Below are 16,579 nucleotides of genomic sequence, written 5' to 3' on the forward strand. Positions count from 1 at the left end.
ACAGCTCCAGCAGTATATGAATTGTGTGATAGTGGAACAGGTCAAGCACAGTTTGATCTATCTACTTTAGATGCAGCGGTAAATAATGATCCTAATGTAACGATCACTTACCACGCCACTCAAACAGCAGCTGATGCAGGAACTCCGGTATTGCCAGTTTTATATAATTCAGCTACAGCAACTATTTATGCAAGAGTAGAGGACAATAATCCTCCTGGATGTTATAATACTATTGCAGTAGATTTACAGGTGAATCCTAATCCAGATGTACCTAATGCATTACCAACTTTAGAATTGTGTGATGATGATACAGATGGAATAGCAACTTTTAACCTAACGGATAATGAAGCAACGATCTTATCAAACGAGCCTAGTCCGGCAAACTTTGATGTGACGTATTATGCAAATGCTACAGATTTAGCTAATGCAAATGCAATTGCTACTGAAACTGCTTATGATAATACAACGCCAAATACGCAAACTATCTTTGTATTAGTAGAGAACTTGACAACAGGTTGTACTACCGAGGCACAGTTTGATATTACGGTGAACCCATTACCCAGTTACAATGCACCAGCGCCATTAATTATTTGTGATGATGCAAGTGCTAATGGTACAGCAACATTTACTTTAAGTAATGCTACCGCTCAGCTTACAGGAAGTAATCCTAACTTAAATGTGAGTTACTTCCCAAGTCAGGCTACGGCTCAAGCAGGAGACCCTAATGATGAATTGCCTAATAGTTATACAAATACTAATCCTTTCAATGAAACGATATGGGTAAGAATTTATAATATCAACACTCAGTGTTTCGTGGTAGACAGTTTAGATCTCCAAGTAGATCAAGCTCCACAAGCCAATAAACCACAAGATTTTATTTACTGTGATGACGATAATGATGGAGTGGGACAATTTATTTTAACTGATTTAGATGATGAGATCAATAACGATCCTAGTGTAACGATCACCTACCACCAGACTCAGGCCAATGCTGATAATAATGTATTGCCATTAAGCAGTCCATTTACCAATACGGTAAATACCACTCAAACCATTTATGTAAGAGTAGAGAGTCCTGGAGTAGACTGTTACAGTACGGTGACGGCAACCTTAATAGTAGAAGATAGTCCGCAGCCAGTTTTAGCAGCCGACTTAGATCCATTAGAGGCTTGTGATGATGACAATAGTGGAAATGCGGTGTTCGATCTTACACAGATGGAACCAGCGATTTTAGCTAACGAGACTACTCCATCAGACTTTACGGTAACTTATTACCAGACACAGAACGATGCAGATAATCAAACTAATCCTATTGGAGTACCAGCAGCTTACACTAGCAACGGATTGAACCAAACTATCTATGTAGTAGTAGAAGGGTTAAATGGTTGTTTAGGAGAAACTAGTTTTGAGCTTATCGTTAATCCATTACCAACGGTTAATCCGCCAAGTGCTTTAGAGCTTTGTGATTACAATAACCCAGGAGATGAACAAGAAGCATTTAATTTAAACGATGCCACTTTAGAAATCACTGGAGGAGATAATAGTATAGATGTAACTTACTATGCTTCACAAGCAGATGCAGATGCAGGGATTAATCCGTTAAGCAGTCCATATACCAATACGGTAAATAATGAGACTATCTACATAAGATCGGTAGATCAAGATACGGGTTGTAGTGTAACTCAAGGTTATACCTTAACCTTAGTAGTGAATCCATTACCTTCCCCACAAGTACCTGTAGATCCTCTATTAGTATGTGATGCCGATAACGATGGTTTTGCCGAATTTGATCTAGATGCTCAAATCCCGATCATCACCAATGGAGAAGTAAATGTGGTAGTTACTTACCATATTACCCAAGCCAATGCAGATGCAGGAAGTAACCCTATCGATACGACTCAACCTTACGGAATAGTAGCAGGGAATGGAGTTCAAACTATTTATGTAAGAGCTACCAATAGCGTTACTGGGTGTTATGTAGTAGAAGTGTTAGAGTTGGAAGTAGTTTCCACCCCAGAGATAGGAACTTTAGAAGACCTGTTTGTATGTGATGATGCTACAGCAGATGGTTTTGCGATATTTGATTTAACGGTAAACACTACCAATGTGATCGGAAACCAAAACCCAGCTGATGTAACAGTAACTTACTACGAGACTCAAGCTGATGCAGCTGCAGGAACCAACGCGATTGCGGTACCAAGTATGTATACCAATAATATGAATCCGCAGCGTATCTTCGTTCGAATAGAAAATAATGCTACAGGATGTATTGATACTTTTGATACTGCCAATGACAATAGTTTCTGGATAGAAGTAGAAGAAAATCCGGATGTAATGGATCCAACGAACCTGCAGTTATGTGATGATGATTATGCAACGAATCCAGTACCTCAAAACATCTTTAACTTAACGGTAAAAGAAGGAGAGATTTCAGGTCAAAACTTCCCGCCAAGTAGTTATGAGTTTACCTACTATGCAAATAATGCAGACTACCAAGCAGGAACAGCTATAGGAGATCCAACCGCTTATGAAAACCAAAGTAATCCTCAAACGATTATTGTAGAGGTGGTAGATACAACTACAGAAGGTATGTGTGCAAGCACGGTTAATTTAACTATAGAAGTATTGCCATTACCAAGTCCGTCAGAAGATGATCAAGATATCTTACGTTTAGAAGAATGTGATGATGACAATGATGGAATAGCGGCTACTGGTTTTGATTTAACGCAAAGCGGAGATCTAATTTCGGCAGGAGAGAATGTAATATTAACGTATTACACAACAGAGAATGCAGCAGAAGATGGAGATACAACAGCTCCAGAATACATTGCAGACCCTACTAACTATACCAATGATCCTAGTTTAAATATCACCAATGCAGATGGATTAAGTGTACAGGTGATCTATGTAAGAATAGATAGTAATGTAAACGGTAACTTCTGTTTTGTAGTAGTATCTTTTGAAATTGATGTAGTGCCAGCACCGGTGTTAAATGATATGGATCCTTTTGGATATATTTTATGTGAAGATGGTAATACAGGAACTGCAACCATTTTCTTAGATGATATTGCAGAGAATGTATACGATGCTACACTAGATTTTGATACCGATCCTAATACTACGGCAGATACTTCAATATTAGTACCGTTATTAGATCAAACAGAAAATGAAGATTTAGACATTACTAACTATACAGTGAGCTACCACTTTACACAAGTAGGAGCAGAAACAGATACGGCAGAAGTGCCTAACGGTTACCAAGCTACAGATGGAGAGCGTTTCTTTATCCGTATAGAATATAAAGATACAGGATGTTACAATACCAATGCTATAGGAGAAGTAGTGGTAACGGTAGAAGAGCGTCCAAGTATTGATGATGTAGATATCTTAGAGCAGTTATGTTCAGATGAGCAAGGAGGAGATAGTGTAACTATTGATCTAACCCAGTATAATGGACAGATCAACCCAGGATCTCCAGCTAATACTCAGGTGGTGTATTATGCAACGATGAATGATTATATGGCAGGAATAGCTATAGACCCATCACAGTTAAGTGCTTATACTACTGTTGAGAATCCACAGACGATCATAGCAGAAGTAATTGATACGGTAACCCTATGTGAGTCAGAGTTATTTGCGACTATAGAGATCGAAATAGGGGAAAGCCCAATTATAGACATCTCTAGCTATGATGGAACAGTGCTTTGTGAAGATCTAGATCCAAACACTCCTGTAGTAGGAGGAGATTACAGCTCTGTAACGATAGAGACTGGATTAAGCACTACTCAATATGACTTTGAGTGGACTCAAAACGGAGCTACGTTAATGGAAACAGGATCAAGTTTAACCGTAAGTGAACCTGGGACCTATGAAGTAACAGTGACTGATCCTTTAACAGGATGTGCAAGTACAAGCAGTGCTACATTTGCTTCTGGGAACCCACCAGAATTTACAGTAGAGTCTACTACATTTGGTTTTAATGGAGAACACGCTTTATTGATCAGCAATGTGATTGGAGCAGGAGACTATGAGTTTAGTGTAGATAATGGACCTTGGATCGCTTTAGGAGCAGAAGGAACATTAACTCTAGATGGATTATCAGGAGGAGTTCACGAGGTAAGAGGAAGAGATAGAAACGGATGTGGAATTACACTAAATGAAGTATTCTTTATCGACTATCCTAAATTCTTTACCCCTAACCAAGATGGTTACAATGATACTTGGAATATCCAAGGAATCTCTAACCAGTTAGATGCTAAGATTTACATCTTTGATCGTTATGGAAAATTATTAAAACAATTAAGCCCTAGCAGTCCAGGATGGGATGGAACCTACAATGGAAAACTAATGCCATCTAATGATTATTGGTTCAGAGTAGAGTACACTGATATTGATGGAACCCGAAAAGAATTCAAAGCTAACTTTACTTTGAAGAGATAAAAGGTAATTCCGCGAAAGCAAAAGACCAACAAAAAAAGATCCCTCCAATATTGGAGGGATCTTTTTTTTATAAATAAACTTATAGGAGGGTTTTTATACTATTATAGAAAATTTTGTAAATGTAATAACTATGATTAGTCAGAGCGATTCTTAAAATATTATCAAAAATCACTAAAAATTTGTAAAACAAGTTAGTTGGAAGAGTTAAGAAAAGCTATTCAGTTTTGAATATGTGTGACTAATTAAGTTGATAACTTAATGGTGTAAAATAAAATTTTTAGTAGATTATAGATTGATGCCTACTGTGAGAAATACACTTTAATATTATCATTATTAATCCTTATAACAAACAGGTAGAATTTCGGTAGGATTAATGCGGTAACGCTCAATTTCTTCTTTACTGAGTTGATTAGCAAGAAGTATTTGTTTCACTATAAAACCTTTCTCTTCTAGTTTCTTAAAATAATCTCTTCCGTAAATTCTCACGTGGTCATATTGACCAAATATTTTAGCTCTTTCTTTAGGATCGGTAATACTATCGTCTTCAAAAGTAGTGTCTCTATTTAAATCTTGGGGGACTTGTAAAATTGCGAAACCTTTGGGTTTTAAAACCCGATAAAGTTCTTGCATTGCCAAGTCATCATCTGGAATATGTTCTAACACGTGATTGCAGAAAATTACATCGAAGCTATTATCTTTAAAAGGAAGTTTGCAAATATCAGCTTTAACATCAGCAAGAGGTGAATTTAAATCTGTAGTTGTATAATCCAGATGCTTCATATTCCTGAATCGCTTATAAAAGGCTTGCTCGGGAGCAAAATGAAGCATTTTTTTAGGTTGTGTAAAAAAATCGGTTTGCCCTTCTAAATATAACCACAATAACCTGTGTCTTTCTAGAGAAAGGGTAGAGGGAGATAAAACATTAGGGCGTTGAGTAACATATCCATAAGGAAGAAAAGTAGAGAAACTTTTTTTGTCTATAGGATCTGTATATTTTTTCCCTCGGAGTGCAGTAGCTAAAATAGGTCTGGCTACATAGCTCAATTTTATAAGTAAAGGTCTTGGTATGTGGTTAAGAATAAACCGGAATCCTTTTTTAATCATACTTTTATGTCGGCCCAGTTTTCTCCAGTTTTAATTCTATGAAGCTGCATTTCTGAAACTCCAAATTGTTTAGCTAAAACTTTTAATCTTGTTCGCCTATTAGGATCTAATAACTTTTTCTTTAAAATAGTAGCTTGGGCGTAACTTAATTTAGCAAAGCTTCTACTTTTATTCTTTCTTTTGGCAATAACCTTTGGGTTTTTATCTTGATGACGCTCCCATTCTTTTCGGTTAACCCATTGAAGATTATTTAGATTATTATCTGTCTTATCATAATTTTTATGAATGACAAAAAGAGCATCTTCAGGTTTTTCTTGAAATGCTTTTGCGATTAATTTATGGGTATAGAAATTATTTCTTTTGCCATTTTTTAATCGTGTATTGAAAATAGGGTAACCATTAATAGTACTCCCCTTTAAGATTTTTCCGTGTTTACTTTTTACAAAGTTCATTACACGACCTTTACTCGAAAGGGCTACTTCATAACCTTCTGCCCAGTTTTCTTCGTAGTAAAATTTCCACTCCTCTAATAAATTATTATTGAGATAAAAACTTTCTTTATTTTTTAAACTCTCTTTCTTCATCATTCTCAATTCCTAACGATTCATAAATATATTCAAACGTAGATAGTAGTTGTGGTTTACCATCTATTAAAGCTACATCGTGCTCAAAATGTGCACTAGGCTTTCCGTCGCGAGTAAGGATTGTCCAACCATCTTTAAGTTGTTTAATGTTTTTAGTGCCCATATTAATCATAGGTTCTATTGCGACAACCATACCTTCTACAAACTTTTTTCCTCTTCCTCTTTTTCCGTAGTTGGGCATTTCTGGATCTTCGTGCATCGTTCTACCTAAACCATGACCTACCAATTCTCTTACTACACCGTAACCGTGGTCCTCGGCGTGTTTTTGAATAGCATAACCTACATCACCAACACGGTTACCTATTTTAAATTCTTTTATTCCTTTATAGAGTGATTCTTTGGTCACTCTCAATAATTCTGCCGTTTCTTGGTCTACTTCTCCAACAGGAAACGTGTAAGCATGATCTCCATAAAAACCATTTTTTATAGCTCCGCAATCTATAGAAATAATATCTCCTTCTTGCAAAGGCTGATCATTAGGTATTCCATGCACAACTTGAGCATTGGGACTCATACATAATGAATTAGGAAAGTCGTAAAGACCCAAAAAACCAGGAATAGCACCTTCAGATCTTATAAAGTCTTCAGCAAGTTTATCTAGTTGTAAAGTGGTTACGCCAGGTTTAACTTCTTTAGCAATCATTCCTAAAGTTTTAGAAACTACTAAAGCACTTTCTCTCATTAATTCAATTTCTTCGCTATTTTTTGGTATAATCATATGCTTTTATTTGAGAAAGGAAAATAAACCTTTCTTTTTTGTAGGCTTTAAATGTTCTGGTTCTTCGTTTATTATTTGCTGATATATTTCTCCCCATCCTAAAAGACCACCAATATTTCTATCATCAATAAAAACATCAGCATTAATCTTTCTGCTTACTCTAGGGTCAAATTCTTCTTCAGGAAAACTTTGATTGATTGCGTAGAATTTAATTCCTCGCTCTTCGCAAAATGCAACGGCATCATCCAATTCTTTTCCGTAACGGTAGGTCCAGAGAATCAATCGATGTCCTATTTCTTCAAGCTTTTTTAAAGTTTCGAAAGCAAAAATCATAGGTTCCCCTATTTTAGGATATTTATTTTCTACAATAGTTCCGTCAAAATCTACGGCTATCAATAAAGATTTACTGTTTTTCATAAGTAATTAATCTGCGTAACTATTTTTATAAGGCTGATTAGTTACAATGTTTAAAATATCTTCTTCTAAAGTTTCTTGTGGAAACTCAACGAATCTATTTACTTCTTTTCCATTCTTATCTATAAATATAATGGTAGGTACAAACTGTATGTCGTAGTTTTTTTCGTAACCTTGCGCGGTAGTTTTACTTCTATCTACTGCAATTACTTCAAGTTGATCTTGGTTATAATCAATTTTATCAAGTAAACTATAAAGTTTTGGAATTTCTCTTCGACTATCTGAACACCAAGTACCCATAAAAACCTTAATTTTATACTCGTCGATGTTTTTATTGATTTTTTCTACGATTTCTTCTTCTGGCTCGTAGGCTTCATATCCAGGCATAAACCACTCTTTTAGATTTCCAGATTTAAAGTCTTCTTCTGTAATCTTTCCTGAATAATCATTGTCTTGCGGAGTTGATTCTGAGGTTGAAACAACTGTATTTTCGGTAGTGGTATTGGTTGATGTTTTTTCTTGAGCTTTACAAGAAGTTAGAGTTAACAGCGCAACTAAAAAGGTGAATGTTACTTTCATATTAAAAGGCTTTTTTGAGTCATTAACTCGGGTTTATCAATATTCATAAGATCTAGAATAGTAGGGGCGATGTCACCTAAAATACCATCTTTAATTTTTTTATTTTCAGAAGAAATCAAAATAACGGGAACAGGATTCGTAGTGTGTGCGGTATTCATCGATCCATCTTCATTTTTCATTTTCTCACTATTTCCATGATCAGCTAAAATAATAAAGTTGTAATTTTCTTTTCCGGCTTCAACTATTCGCTTTAAGCAGGCATCGACAGTTTCGCAAGCTTTAATTGCAGCTTCAAAAACTCCTGTATGACCTACCATATCTGGGTTTGCAAAATTAATACAAAAAAAGTCCTTATCGTTATCTTCAATTTTATCAACTAACTTATCTGTAAGTTCAATTGCACTCATCTCGGGTTGTAGATCATAAGTGGCAACTTTAGGAGAGTGAACAAGAATTCGTTCTTCTCCCTTAAATGGAACTTCTCTTCCGCCAGAGAAAAAGAAAGTAACATGAGGGTATTTCTCTGTTTCGGCAGCTCTTACTTGAGTTTTTCCGACATATTCTAGGGTTTCTCCTAATGTAGCATTAATGTTATTTTTATTGAAAACAACATTTATATTGGAGAAAGTATTGTCGTAATTCGTCATAGTAACAAAATACAACGGAAGTTTCTTTAAATTATATTCAGTAATATCTTCTTGTGATAAAACTTGAGTAAGTTGGCGTCCTCTATCTGTTCTAAAGTTAAAGAAAATTACGACATCTCCTTTTTCTATCGTATGCGTTTTACCCTGAGTATTCACCAAAATTGGTTCTAAAAACTCATCGGTAATTCCGTTATTATAACTTTTTTGAATATGATTTACTACAGAAGATGTTTCTTCTCCAACGCCATGGACTAATAAATCATAAGCTTTTTTTGTTCTTTCCCAGCGGTTATCACGATCCATCGCATAATATCTTCCCACAACCGATGCTAAAGTACTTTGAGTTTCTTCTAAAGAATTTTCGATTTCTTCTATAAAACCTAATCCAGATTTTGGATCTACATCTCTACCGTCTGTAAAAGCATGAATGTACTTATCTTTTACGCCAAATTCATTAGCAGCTTCTAATAAACCTTTTAGGTGATTAATGTGAGAATGTACACCACCGTCACTAACTAAACCAATAAAATGAATAGGTTTTTTATGATTTACAGCATAATCAAAAGCTTGTTCTAAAACAGGTTCTGTAGATAAAGACTTATGTTCTACAGCTCTATTTATTTTTGCTAGATCTTGATAAACTATTCTTCCAGCTCCTAAGTTAAGATGTCCAACTTCACTATTTCCCATTTGTCCATGAGGCAGCCCCACGTGTTCACCATCAGTTCTCAATAAAGCATGCGGATGGTTTTTATATAAAGAGTCTATAAATGGGGTGTTAGCTTGGTCTACAGCAGATACACTTTTATCTTTTGTCTCACCCCAGCCATCTAAAATGACTAAAATAGCTTTGTTCGACATGATATTGTTTTGCCGCAAAGTTAAAGAAGTTAGCTATCTTTTTTTTATAAAGTTATGCTAAATTTCCTTTACGGAAGTAATGCTGGATTAATATCAAAAATATTGTCGTTTTTATAACTGTCTATAAAAGCTGTACTTAAAAAATTTCTTCCTTTAAGATTGGTATCGTTGGTTATAATTTTATGAATATCAATTTTTTTATAAGCCTTTAACATAGGTAAAGCAATTTTTCGATAAGAAAAATGCCAAGGCTCTGGGTAAAAGCCTTTTCGGTTAGGGTTATTAGTATACACTATATAAAATCCAAATTTTTCACTATGTTCATTTAACCACATTTTCATTTTATAATATACACCTTCTAATTCATAATTTTCAGGAAGTAAAACGTTCTTCGGTTGAGTAGCGTTAGCATCGATAATATCGATATCGGTGCCCCAATGATGTCTAGAAGTTCCTGGAATAGTAGAGTATTCAATAATCTTATTAATGGCTTCTATTTCATTTAATCCTTGATGGGTATACCGAGTAAACTTAGCATTAAAAATTTGTTTTTGACGTTTGTAACCACGATAAGCAGATACAATTTGAATGTTGATATTTTCTTTCTTCGCAGCAGCTTGCATTTTTATAAATGCTTCATTTACTTCTTTCCTAACTAGATAACCGTTGCCATAAAATTTAGTATTGGCTTTACCGGTAAGTTCTTCAATGGTAAATTCTTCCGAATCTAATGAATTCCAAAAAGAAAGAGGAAGCAAACTTGCGCTTGCTGTAAGAACACTTTTATTTATAAAACTTCTTCTGTTCATAAACTTTTATACATAAGAAAATGTGGACCAACATCTTCAATCATAAATACATTTCCTTTTACTGAAAATCCGAATTTTTGGTAAAATCCAACAGCTATTTCTCTGGCGTTAAACCATAAGATTTTGTAGTTCTGTGATTTTGCAATTTCTATAGCTTTTTCTAGCAATAAGTTACCTAATTGTTTCTTTTGATAATCTGGTAATACTGCCATTCCGCGTAAGCGTAATTGAGAATTTTTAAATGAAAAATCTGGATGATCATCAATCATCAAAGTAGCAATGCCTGCTAAAACATTATTAAAATAGACACCCAAATGAATTGTAGAGTTGTCATCATCGCCAGGCATTTTACAAAATTCTAAAGCTTTACCATCTCTTAATACTTTTTGACGTATAGGAAGAACTGTATTGCTTTCTACTACTCTAATCTGAATATTCAACAAATTAAGCTTTTAGTTTTTGATACTCTTCGTTTTCATCAAATTTTACTTCGGCAAAAGGACAAAGCGGATCTATTTTAAAATTATTCTCTTTAGCATAATTTACCGTATGATCTAATAACTTTGAAGCTAAACCTTTACCTTCTTCTCCTTTTTTAGTTTCGGTATGATCAATTACTAAAATGTTATTATCTTTTTTTATATAGGTAAGTTCAGAGAGTATTCCATTATTATCTTCAAGATAAAACATACCGTTAGTTTGGTTTTCTTTATGTTTAATTGATTGGCTCATAGGGAGAAGCTGTTTTGTGGTTGAAAATAATTTCTAACTTTAAAATTAAAATTATTTTATGAATGTAACTTATTGTATTTAAAAATTAATTGAATTCTATAAAAAAAATAAATTTTTATTTGTTTAGAACTAAAGATATATACTATATTTGCCTCCGCAATGCGGGAGTAGCTCAGTTGGTAGAGCGTCAGCCTTCCAAGCTGAATGTCGCCAGTTCGAACCTGGTCTCCCGCTCAAGAGCCTCTTTTTTAAGAGGCTTTTTTTATTTTAAAATATTGAAAGCCCTGTAAGTGTAGTCAATTCTTCTAAAGCTCGCATTCCTTTTTCTGAATTCCCTTTTTCATTTAATAACGGGCTCCAAACTGCTACTGCGTACTGATGAGGGTGTATGGCTACAATGCCTCCACCAACACCACTTTTGCCTGGTAAACCTACTCTAAAGCTAAACTCTCCAGCTTCATCATAAAAACCACAAGTCTGCATAATAGCATTTATACGTTTTGTACTGTTAGACTTTATAGCTTTTTCTTCAGTTCCCATAATTCTTCCTTCGTTAGCAAAAATCATAAAAGCTTTTGCTAATTGGTGACAAGACATAGATATAGAACATTGGTAAAAATAAAAATCTAAAATATCATCTACATCGTTATTTATATTACCTAAGGCTTTCATGTAATTTACCAAAGCGATATTTCTATACCCGTGTTTTTTCTCCGAGCTCGCCACTTTTTCATCGTAATGAATGTCATCGTCTTGAGCAATTAACCTCACAAAATCTAATAAGTCTTTTTTGGGATTATCTAAGCAACTGACTAAAATATCGGCAATGACTAAAGCACCTGCATTAATAAAAGGGTTTCTAGGAATTCCTTTTTCTTTTTCTAACTGAGTTAAGGAGTTAAAAGGGTCACCTGAAGGTTCTACATCTACTCGCTTCCAAATTTTACTTCCGTATTTTTTAGCTAACGCAAGGCTAAAAACTTTAGAGATACTTTGTATAGAAAATTTTTCTTCACTGTCACCAAATGAATAATCCCCGCCATCGATACAGTGTAGGTGCATTCCAAACTTATCGGAAGGTACAAATGCAAGTTCAGGAATATAATCTGCTACTTTCCCTTCATCTTCAAAAGATTCCAGTTCTTTTTCTATAACATTAAGAATTGCTTGATAATCCATTATGATAAATCTTTAAAAGAATGATTAGGCTCAACTTCTATAGGATCTCTTTGCGGAATAAACACGCGAGCTTTTAAATCTCCTTTTAAAAGAATGTCATTGTTTTTTATTCGTAACCAACTTCCTTCTCTTAAACCAACGACTGGAGTTTTTTGAAGGTTTTGAAACTCTTTTATTCTAGTTTCTCGAGTTTCTCCCTTATGTGTTGAAGAAGGATCAGGATCTAAGTAATGCGGATTAATATTGAACGAAAATAGCCCTAGCGTTTTAAAAGAAGGAGGATGCACAATTGGCATGTCATTAGTGGTATTCATTGTTTTTCCGCAAATATTACTGCCCGCACTTGTGCCCAAATAAGCGCATCCCTTTTTTATTTTTTCACTTAGGAGTTGCATCACATCGTTTTGATAAAGTTGTGATACTAATAAAAATGTATTGCCGCCCCCTGTAAAAATAGCTTCAGCATTTTTAATGGCTGTTTTAGGATCTTCTTTTTGGTGAATTCCAACAACATTTATATTTAAAAAACGAAGTCCATCTTGAGCTTTCTGAGTATACTCATCATGAGTTATACCTCCTGGTCTTGCATAAGGAATAAAAATAATTTCATTTACTCCTTTAAATAATTCCGTTAAGGCATTGGGGAAATAACCCAGGTAATCACTTCCGTGAACGGTAGAAGTACTGGCGATAATACAATTCATATATGGTATTTTTTATGTAAATTTATAGTATTGAAAACCTACAAAAAAGAATTATACACTTTTTAAGTTTTCTATAAGATTTACCCTAATCAAAAAAGTTATGAAAAAAAGACTTCTTCTATTAATTGTTTTACTGAATTTAACTGCTTTACATGCACAAATAGAAAATAGAGTATTTATTAAAGGCCAAGTGAGTGTAGATAGCTATATGGATGCTGGTGATATAAATATATACAATATGAGTACAACTGAAGGCGCTGCGACTAACAAGTATGGGGAGTTTATATTAAAGGTAGGTTTAGATGACCGTCTTTTAGTTTCTTCTATTCAATACCAAGAATTTATCGTAGTCGTAGACGAAGGTGTGCTTAAAAATAAAACAATAAATATAAAAATTAGCGAGGCGGTTAATGAGCTTGAAGAAGTTACTGTAAGGCCCTATGACCTTTCAGGTAATGTACAGGCCGATGTTGCCAAAATAGAAACTGTAGACGCAGGAAGACCAGAATTATCTTCTTTAGAAATGGTCAACACGTATGACTATAAATTTAGAGATGATAAAAATTCTAAAGTCGAAAATATTTCTATTGATAAAGGATATTTAACCAATGGTCTAAATTTCGCAAATATGTTTAGAGCTATTTTTACTGATAAAAATGATAATGCCAATACAGAAGAAATAGATGTAGCAATAAGAAAAGTTTACAACGACGATTTTTTTAAACGTAATCTAGATATAAAAGAAGAAAATATAAACGAGTTTATCTACTATACTCAAGAGAATGGTTTAAATCAAAATATGTTAGAAAAGGGTAATGAATTAGATCTTATTGAGTTTTTAATTGAAAAAAGTAAAACCTACAAAATGCAACAACAACAGAAGTAGGCTGTCTTTAAAATAGAGCCAATTTCTTTTTATGCAAAAAAATTACTTCATTATTATATTTTTTCTTGTCGGGTTATTCTATAGCAATGCACAAGAATTTTCAGGGACTATTGTAGCCGATTCTATTGCAGAGATTCAAGTGAATATCGTGAATTATAATAATGGTCTGGGGACGGTAAACTCAAAATCTGGAAAATTTTCTATTCCCGCCAAAGTGGGAGATAAGGTAATTTTTTCTTCTGTAAAATATGAACCTTATACGGTAGAGATTACTCAAAAAATATTAGAAAAAGAGAACCACCAAATTATTCTTTTTTTGATGGTTAACGAGTTAGAAGAAGTCAATATATCATCTTTAACTTTAACAGGAGATTTACTCGCAGATGCTAATAATATGGATTTAGAACCTTCTTTAAGCGCTAGAGATTTAGGTTTGCCCGTACGAACAGCTCCAAGATTAACTGTGGAAGAAAGAAGACTCTATACGGCGGCTTCTGGAGGACCCGTTGGAGTTTTAATAGATGTGCTTAGCGGAAGAATGGAAATGCTAAAACGTCAAAAAGAATATGCCGACTTGGAGCAGCTCATCGCTAAAAGCGAAAGTTTAGTCCCTAATAATTTTTTTGAAGAAACCCTCAATATTAAACCCACTTGGATTGATGATTTTTTGTATTTCTGCTCCCAGCAAGAAAATTTTAAATCAACTGTAAATAAAAACGACGCATTTGTAATGATCGAGTTTTTTCAGCAACAAGTGACTGCTTACCATAAATTTAAAAATGAAAGTCCTTAAACTAATCGCTTATTGCATCTTATTCTCTAATGCAATGTGGTCTCAAGAAAAAAACCTGAAAGGACAAATAATAGCCGATTCCATTGCATTTAGAGAGGTAAATGTGGTCAATTTAAATTCAAAGCAAGGAACTGTCAATCTTAAAAACGGTAACTTTCAAATTTCCGCGAAAGCGGGGGATACTATATTTTTTTCTTCCTTACAATATGAGCCTCACCAAATAACCGTCGTAGCGGAAGACTTTACGGAAGTGAAAAATGTTTATTTACATCCCTTGATAAATGAGTTGGAGGGAGTTAATCTTTCTAATGTAGATTTAACTGGTTTTTTAAATAAAGATGTAGAAGTTATAGAGACTCAAAGGTATTATAATGCTTCTAGTTTAGGCTTTCCTGTAATTAAAAATAGATCTACTTTAGCTGAAAGGAGATTGTATACTTCGGGTAATCAATTAATTTGGTCAAAACCTACTACTGTGCCCAACCTTACAATATCTGTAGATAGGGTAATGAATGAAATTTCGGGTAAAATGGCTATGTTCCGTCGTCAACGAATTAATGAAATTGAAAAAATGTCTTTAGAAAAAGCCTATTCAATTTTCAATAGTAAATTTTATACTGATGAACTCGGCATCTCAGAAAATTTAATCGAGGATTTTTTATATTTCTGTGTTACTTTTAAAAGCTTTTCAAGACTTATTGAACAGGAAAAGAAAACTTTAGATTTAATTGAATTTTTAATTGGAAAATCGACAGCATATAAAGTATTCAAAGAATTGGATAATGAGCAGAATTGAGCTTTTTACAATCACGTTGATTTTTCTACTTATCTCAAGTTTTACTTGGGCACAAGAAGAGAACTTTTCTGGTGAAATTATAGCCGATTCAATTGCATATAGAGAAGTAAATGTGGTTAACCTTAACTCTAAACAAGGAACTGTTAATCAAAAAAACGGTTATTTTGAAATTTCCGCGAAAGCGGGAGATATTATATTTTTTTCTTCTTTACAATATGAACCTTACCAAATCACTGTCACCGCAGAAGATTTTAAGAGTGAGAAAAAGATTTACTTACTTCCATTAATTAACGAATTAAAAGAGGTAAAAGTTTCTAATATTAATTTAACGGGTTTATTAAGTAAAGATGTAGAAGCTATAGAAACTCAGCCTTATTTAGACGCTTCTAATTTTGGTTTGCCTGTGGTAAAAAATAGATCGACATTGGCACAGCGTAGAGTATACACCGCTACAACTTCGGGAGGAGGAATTGTTCCTTTAGACCCTATCATCAATTATTTTTCTGGAAGGTTAGCGATGGTTTATCGTCAACGGGATTATGAAATAGAAAAAAGTTTAATGGAAAAAGCTTATGATATATTTCCTTTAGATTTTTATACCCAAGAACTTCAGGTTCCAGAGAATTTAGTGAAAGATTTTCTATATTATTGTGCCACTTTTAAACCTTTTCCAGATTTAATAGTCAAAGAAATGCAAACCTTAGATTTAGTTCAGTTTTTACAGCAAAAGTCTGTAGACTATATAAAGCTCAAAGAAATTAATAATGAGTCACCTTAAAAAAATCATTTTTTTATTTTTAGTTTGTTCGTGTTTATCCTTTAAAGGAACACATAAATTTTATCTAAGCGTTACCGATGCAGCTTATGTAGAGAAATCTTCTTCGGTTCAAATTATTACTCGACTTTTTGTAGATGATTTTCAAAAATTGCTTCAAACTCGATATGACAAGAATGTTCAATTATTGAGAGGGCAAGATTTAGCTGAAAATAATGTGTATATTCAGCAATATTTTAATAAAAAATTAAAAATAAACATTCAAAATAAAGATCTTAATCTCAATTTTATAGGAAAACGCTATGAAGATGACCTTATAATTTGTTATTTTGAAATTGAGGGTGTAAAAAACTTCTCTTCCGTAGAAATCACCAATCTTTTGTTAACCGATTTATTTGAGGAACAAAAAAACTTGGTGCATTTTGAAAAAGGAGGAGAAACAGAATCTCTTATGTTGGTGAAAGAAAAACCAACAGGTACTATTAAATTTAATTAACC

17 protein-coding genes and 1 tRNA gene are annotated in these 16,579 nt (G+C 33.8%); 7 read left to right on the forward strand and 11 right to left on the reverse strand.

Going from position 1 to position 16,579, the window contains the following annotated elements; genetic code table 11:
* Positions 1–4,440: T9SS type B sorting domain-containing protein (locus FT986_RS06905; protein ID WP_147864461.1), on the forward strand; the 4,440-nt coding region annotated here is incomplete at its 5' end.
* A 333-nt stretch (positions 4,441–4,773) separates the two neighbouring features.
* Here FT986_RS06905 and FT986_RS06910 read toward each other — a convergent pair.
* The 9 genes from FT986_RS06910 to FT986_RS06950 all read right to left on the reverse strand — a co-directional run bounded on the left by FT986_RS06910 (position 4,774) and on the right by FT986_RS06950 (position 10,948).
* Positions 4,774–5,541, reverse strand: coding sequence for a class I SAM-dependent methyltransferase (locus FT986_RS06910; RefSeq protein ID WP_147864597.1), 768 nt, complete (start codon positions 5,539–5,541; stop codon positions 4,774–4,776).
* Complete coding sequence (locus FT986_RS06915) at positions 5,541–6,131, reverse strand: HNH endonuclease (protein WP_255505929.1); 591 nt, start codon at positions 6,129–6,131, stop codon at positions 5,541–5,543. Before FT986_RS06915 ends, FT986_RS06910 begins: the two co-directional genes overlap by 1 nt.
* Positions 6,103–6,906, reverse strand: coding sequence for a type I methionyl aminopeptidase (gene map, locus FT986_RS06920; protein ID WP_147864462.1), 804 nt, complete (start codon positions 6,904–6,906; stop codon positions 6,103–6,105). Before map ends, FT986_RS06915 begins: the two co-directional genes overlap by 29 nt.
* A 6-nt stretch (positions 6,907–6,912) precedes the next feature.
* Complete coding sequence (locus FT986_RS06925; RefSeq protein WP_147864463.1) at positions 6,913–7,323, reverse strand: BT0820 family HAD-type phosphatase; 411 nt, start codon at positions 7,321–7,323, stop codon at positions 6,913–6,915.
* A 6-nt stretch (positions 7,324–7,329) separates the two neighbouring features.
* Positions 7,330–7,899 carry a thioredoxin family protein gene (locus FT986_RS06930; RefSeq protein WP_147864464.1) on the reverse strand — a complete coding sequence of 190 codons (570 nt, stop codon included), beginning with the start codon at positions 7,897–7,899 and terminating at the stop codon, positions 7,330–7,332.
* The gene (gene gpmI / locus FT986_RS06935) at positions 7,896–9,407 is read right to left on the reverse strand and encodes a 2,3-bisphosphoglycerate-independent phosphoglycerate mutase (RefSeq protein WP_147864465.1); all 1,512 of its coding nucleotides are present in this window, start codon (positions 9,405–9,407) and stop codon (positions 7,896–7,898) included. Before gpmI ends, FT986_RS06930 begins: the two co-directional genes overlap by 4 nt.
* Positions 9,408–9,475: 68 nt before the next feature.
* Positions 9,476–10,216 carry a M15 family metallopeptidase gene (locus FT986_RS06940; RefSeq protein ID WP_147864466.1) on the reverse strand — a complete coding sequence of 247 codons (741 nt, stop codon included), beginning with the start codon at positions 10,214–10,216 and terminating at the stop codon, positions 9,476–9,478.
* The gene (locus FT986_RS06945; RefSeq protein WP_147864467.1) at positions 10,213–10,656 is read right to left on the reverse strand and encodes a GNAT family N-acetyltransferase; all 444 of its coding nucleotides are present in this window, start codon (positions 10,654–10,656) and stop codon (positions 10,213–10,215) included. The genes FT986_RS06940 and FT986_RS06945 overlap by 4 nt, the downstream gene beginning before the upstream one ends.
* Before the next feature lie 4 nt (positions 10,657–10,660).
* On the reverse strand, positions 10,661–10,948 hold the full coding sequence (locus tag FT986_RS06950) for a GNAT family N-acetyltransferase (protein ID WP_147864468.1): 288 nt from the start codon (positions 10,946–10,948) through the stop codon (positions 10,661–10,663).
* 161 nt (positions 10,949–11,109) lie between these two features.
* Here FT986_RS06950 and FT986_RS06955 point away from each other — a divergent pair.
* A tRNA-Gly gene (locus tag FT986_RS06955) sits at positions 11,110–11,182 on the forward strand.
* Positions 11,183–11,215: 33 nt separating this feature from the next.
* Here the strand turns inward: FT986_RS06955 and FT986_RS06960 are convergent.
* Together FT986_RS06960 and pepE are read right to left on the reverse strand one after the other, a co-directional pair.
* Entirely contained in the window at positions 11,216–12,127 is a 912-nt protein-coding gene (locus FT986_RS06960) for a glutaminase (protein ID WP_147864469.1), read from the reverse strand.
* Positions 12,127–12,831, reverse strand: coding sequence for a dipeptidase PepE (gene pepE, locus FT986_RS06965; protein WP_147864470.1), 705 nt, complete (start codon positions 12,829–12,831; stop codon positions 12,127–12,129). The genes FT986_RS06960 and pepE overlap by 1 nt, the downstream gene beginning before the upstream one ends.
* Positions 12,832–12,931: 100 nt before the next feature.
* On the opposite strand from pepE, the gene FT986_RS06970 reads away from it, so the two are divergent.
* From FT986_RS06970 to FT986_RS06990, 5 genes are read left to right on the forward strand one after another with little or no spacing between them, the layout of a single operon-like run.
* Positions 12,932–13,717: a hypothetical protein gene (locus FT986_RS06970; RefSeq protein WP_147864471.1), complete on the forward strand. Its 786-nt coding sequence runs from the start codon at positions 12,932–12,934 to the stop codon at positions 13,715–13,717.
* A gap of 31 nt (positions 13,718–13,748) precedes the next feature.
* Positions 13,749–14,510: a hypothetical protein gene (locus FT986_RS06975; RefSeq protein WP_147864472.1), complete on the forward strand. Its 762-nt coding sequence runs from the start codon at positions 13,749–13,751 to the stop codon at positions 14,508–14,510.
* Entirely contained in the window at positions 14,497–15,306 is an 810-nt protein-coding gene (locus FT986_RS06980; protein ID WP_147864473.1) for a carboxypeptidase-like regulatory domain-containing protein, read from the forward strand. Before FT986_RS06975 ends, FT986_RS06980 begins: the two co-directional genes overlap by 14 nt.
* Positions 15,293–16,084 carry a hypothetical protein gene (locus FT986_RS06985; protein WP_147864474.1) on the forward strand — a complete coding sequence of 264 codons (792 nt, stop codon included), beginning with the start codon at positions 15,293–15,295 and terminating at the stop codon, positions 16,082–16,084. Before FT986_RS06980 ends, FT986_RS06985 begins: the two co-directional genes overlap by 14 nt.
* Complete coding sequence (locus tag FT986_RS06990; protein WP_147864475.1) at positions 16,071–16,577, forward strand: DUF6702 family protein; 507 nt, start codon at positions 16,071–16,073, stop codon at positions 16,575–16,577. The genes FT986_RS06985 and FT986_RS06990 overlap by 14 nt, the downstream gene beginning before the upstream one ends.
* Positions 16,578–16,579: the final 2 nt, after the last annotated feature.

It is taken from the genome of Mesonia sp. K4-1 (genome assembly GCF_008017825.1).
GTDB lineage: Bacteria > Bacteroidota > Bacteroidia > Flavobacteriales > Flavobacteriaceae > Mesonia.

Excerpts from the sequence above, each read along its gene's own strand:
- FT986_RS06915 (WP_255505929.1), bottom strand. The coding sequence starts at position 6,131 with ATGATGAAGAAAGAGAGTTTAAAAAATAAAGAAAGTTTTTATCTCAAT.
- map (WP_147864462.1), bottom strand. The coding sequence starts at position 6,906 with ATGATTATACCAAAAAATAGCGAAGAAATTGAATTAATGAGAGAAAGT.
- FT986_RS06925 (WP_147864463.1), bottom strand. The coding sequence starts at position 7,323 with ATGAAAAACAGTAAATCTTTATTGATAGCCGTAGATTTTGACGGAACT.
- FT986_RS06930 (WP_147864464.1), bottom strand. The coding sequence starts at position 7,899 with ATGAAAGTAACATTCACCTTTTTAGTTGCGCTGTTAACTCTAACTTCT.
- gpmI (WP_147864465.1), bottom strand. The coding sequence starts at position 9,407 with ATGTCGAACAAAGCTATTTTAGTCATTTTAGATGGCTGGGGTGAGACA.
- FT986_RS06940 (WP_147864466.1), bottom strand. The coding sequence starts at position 10,216 with ATGAACAGAAGAAGTTTTATAAATAAAAGTGTTCTTACAGCAAGCGCA.
- FT986_RS06950 (WP_147864468.1), bottom strand. The coding sequence starts at position 10,948 with ATGAGCCAATCAATTAAACATAAAGAAAACCAAACTAACGGTATGTTT.
- FT986_RS06960 (WP_147864469.1), bottom strand. The coding sequence starts at position 12,127 with ATGGATTATCAAGCAATTCTTAATGTTATAGAAAAAGAACTGGAATCT.
- pepE (WP_147864470.1), bottom strand. The coding sequence starts at position 12,831 with ATGAATTGTATTATCGCCAGTACTTCTACCGTTCACGGAAGTGATTAC.
- FT986_RS06970 (WP_147864471.1), top strand. The coding sequence starts at position 12,932 with ATGAAAAAAAGACTTCTTCTATTAATTGTTTTACTGAATTTAACTGCT.
- FT986_RS06975 (WP_147864472.1), top strand. The coding sequence starts at position 13,749 with ATGCAAAAAAATTACTTCATTATTATATTTTTTCTTGTCGGGTTATTC.
- FT986_RS06980 (WP_147864473.1), top strand. The coding sequence starts at position 14,497 with ATGAAAGTCCTTAAACTAATCGCTTATTGCATCTTATTCTCTAATGCA.
- FT986_RS06985 (WP_147864474.1), top strand. The coding sequence starts at position 15,293 with ATGAGCAGAATTGAGCTTTTTACAATCACGTTGATTTTTCTACTTATC.
- FT986_RS06990 (WP_147864475.1), top strand. The coding sequence starts at position 16,071 with ATGAGTCACCTTAAAAAAATCATTTTTTTATTTTTAGTTTGTTCGTGT.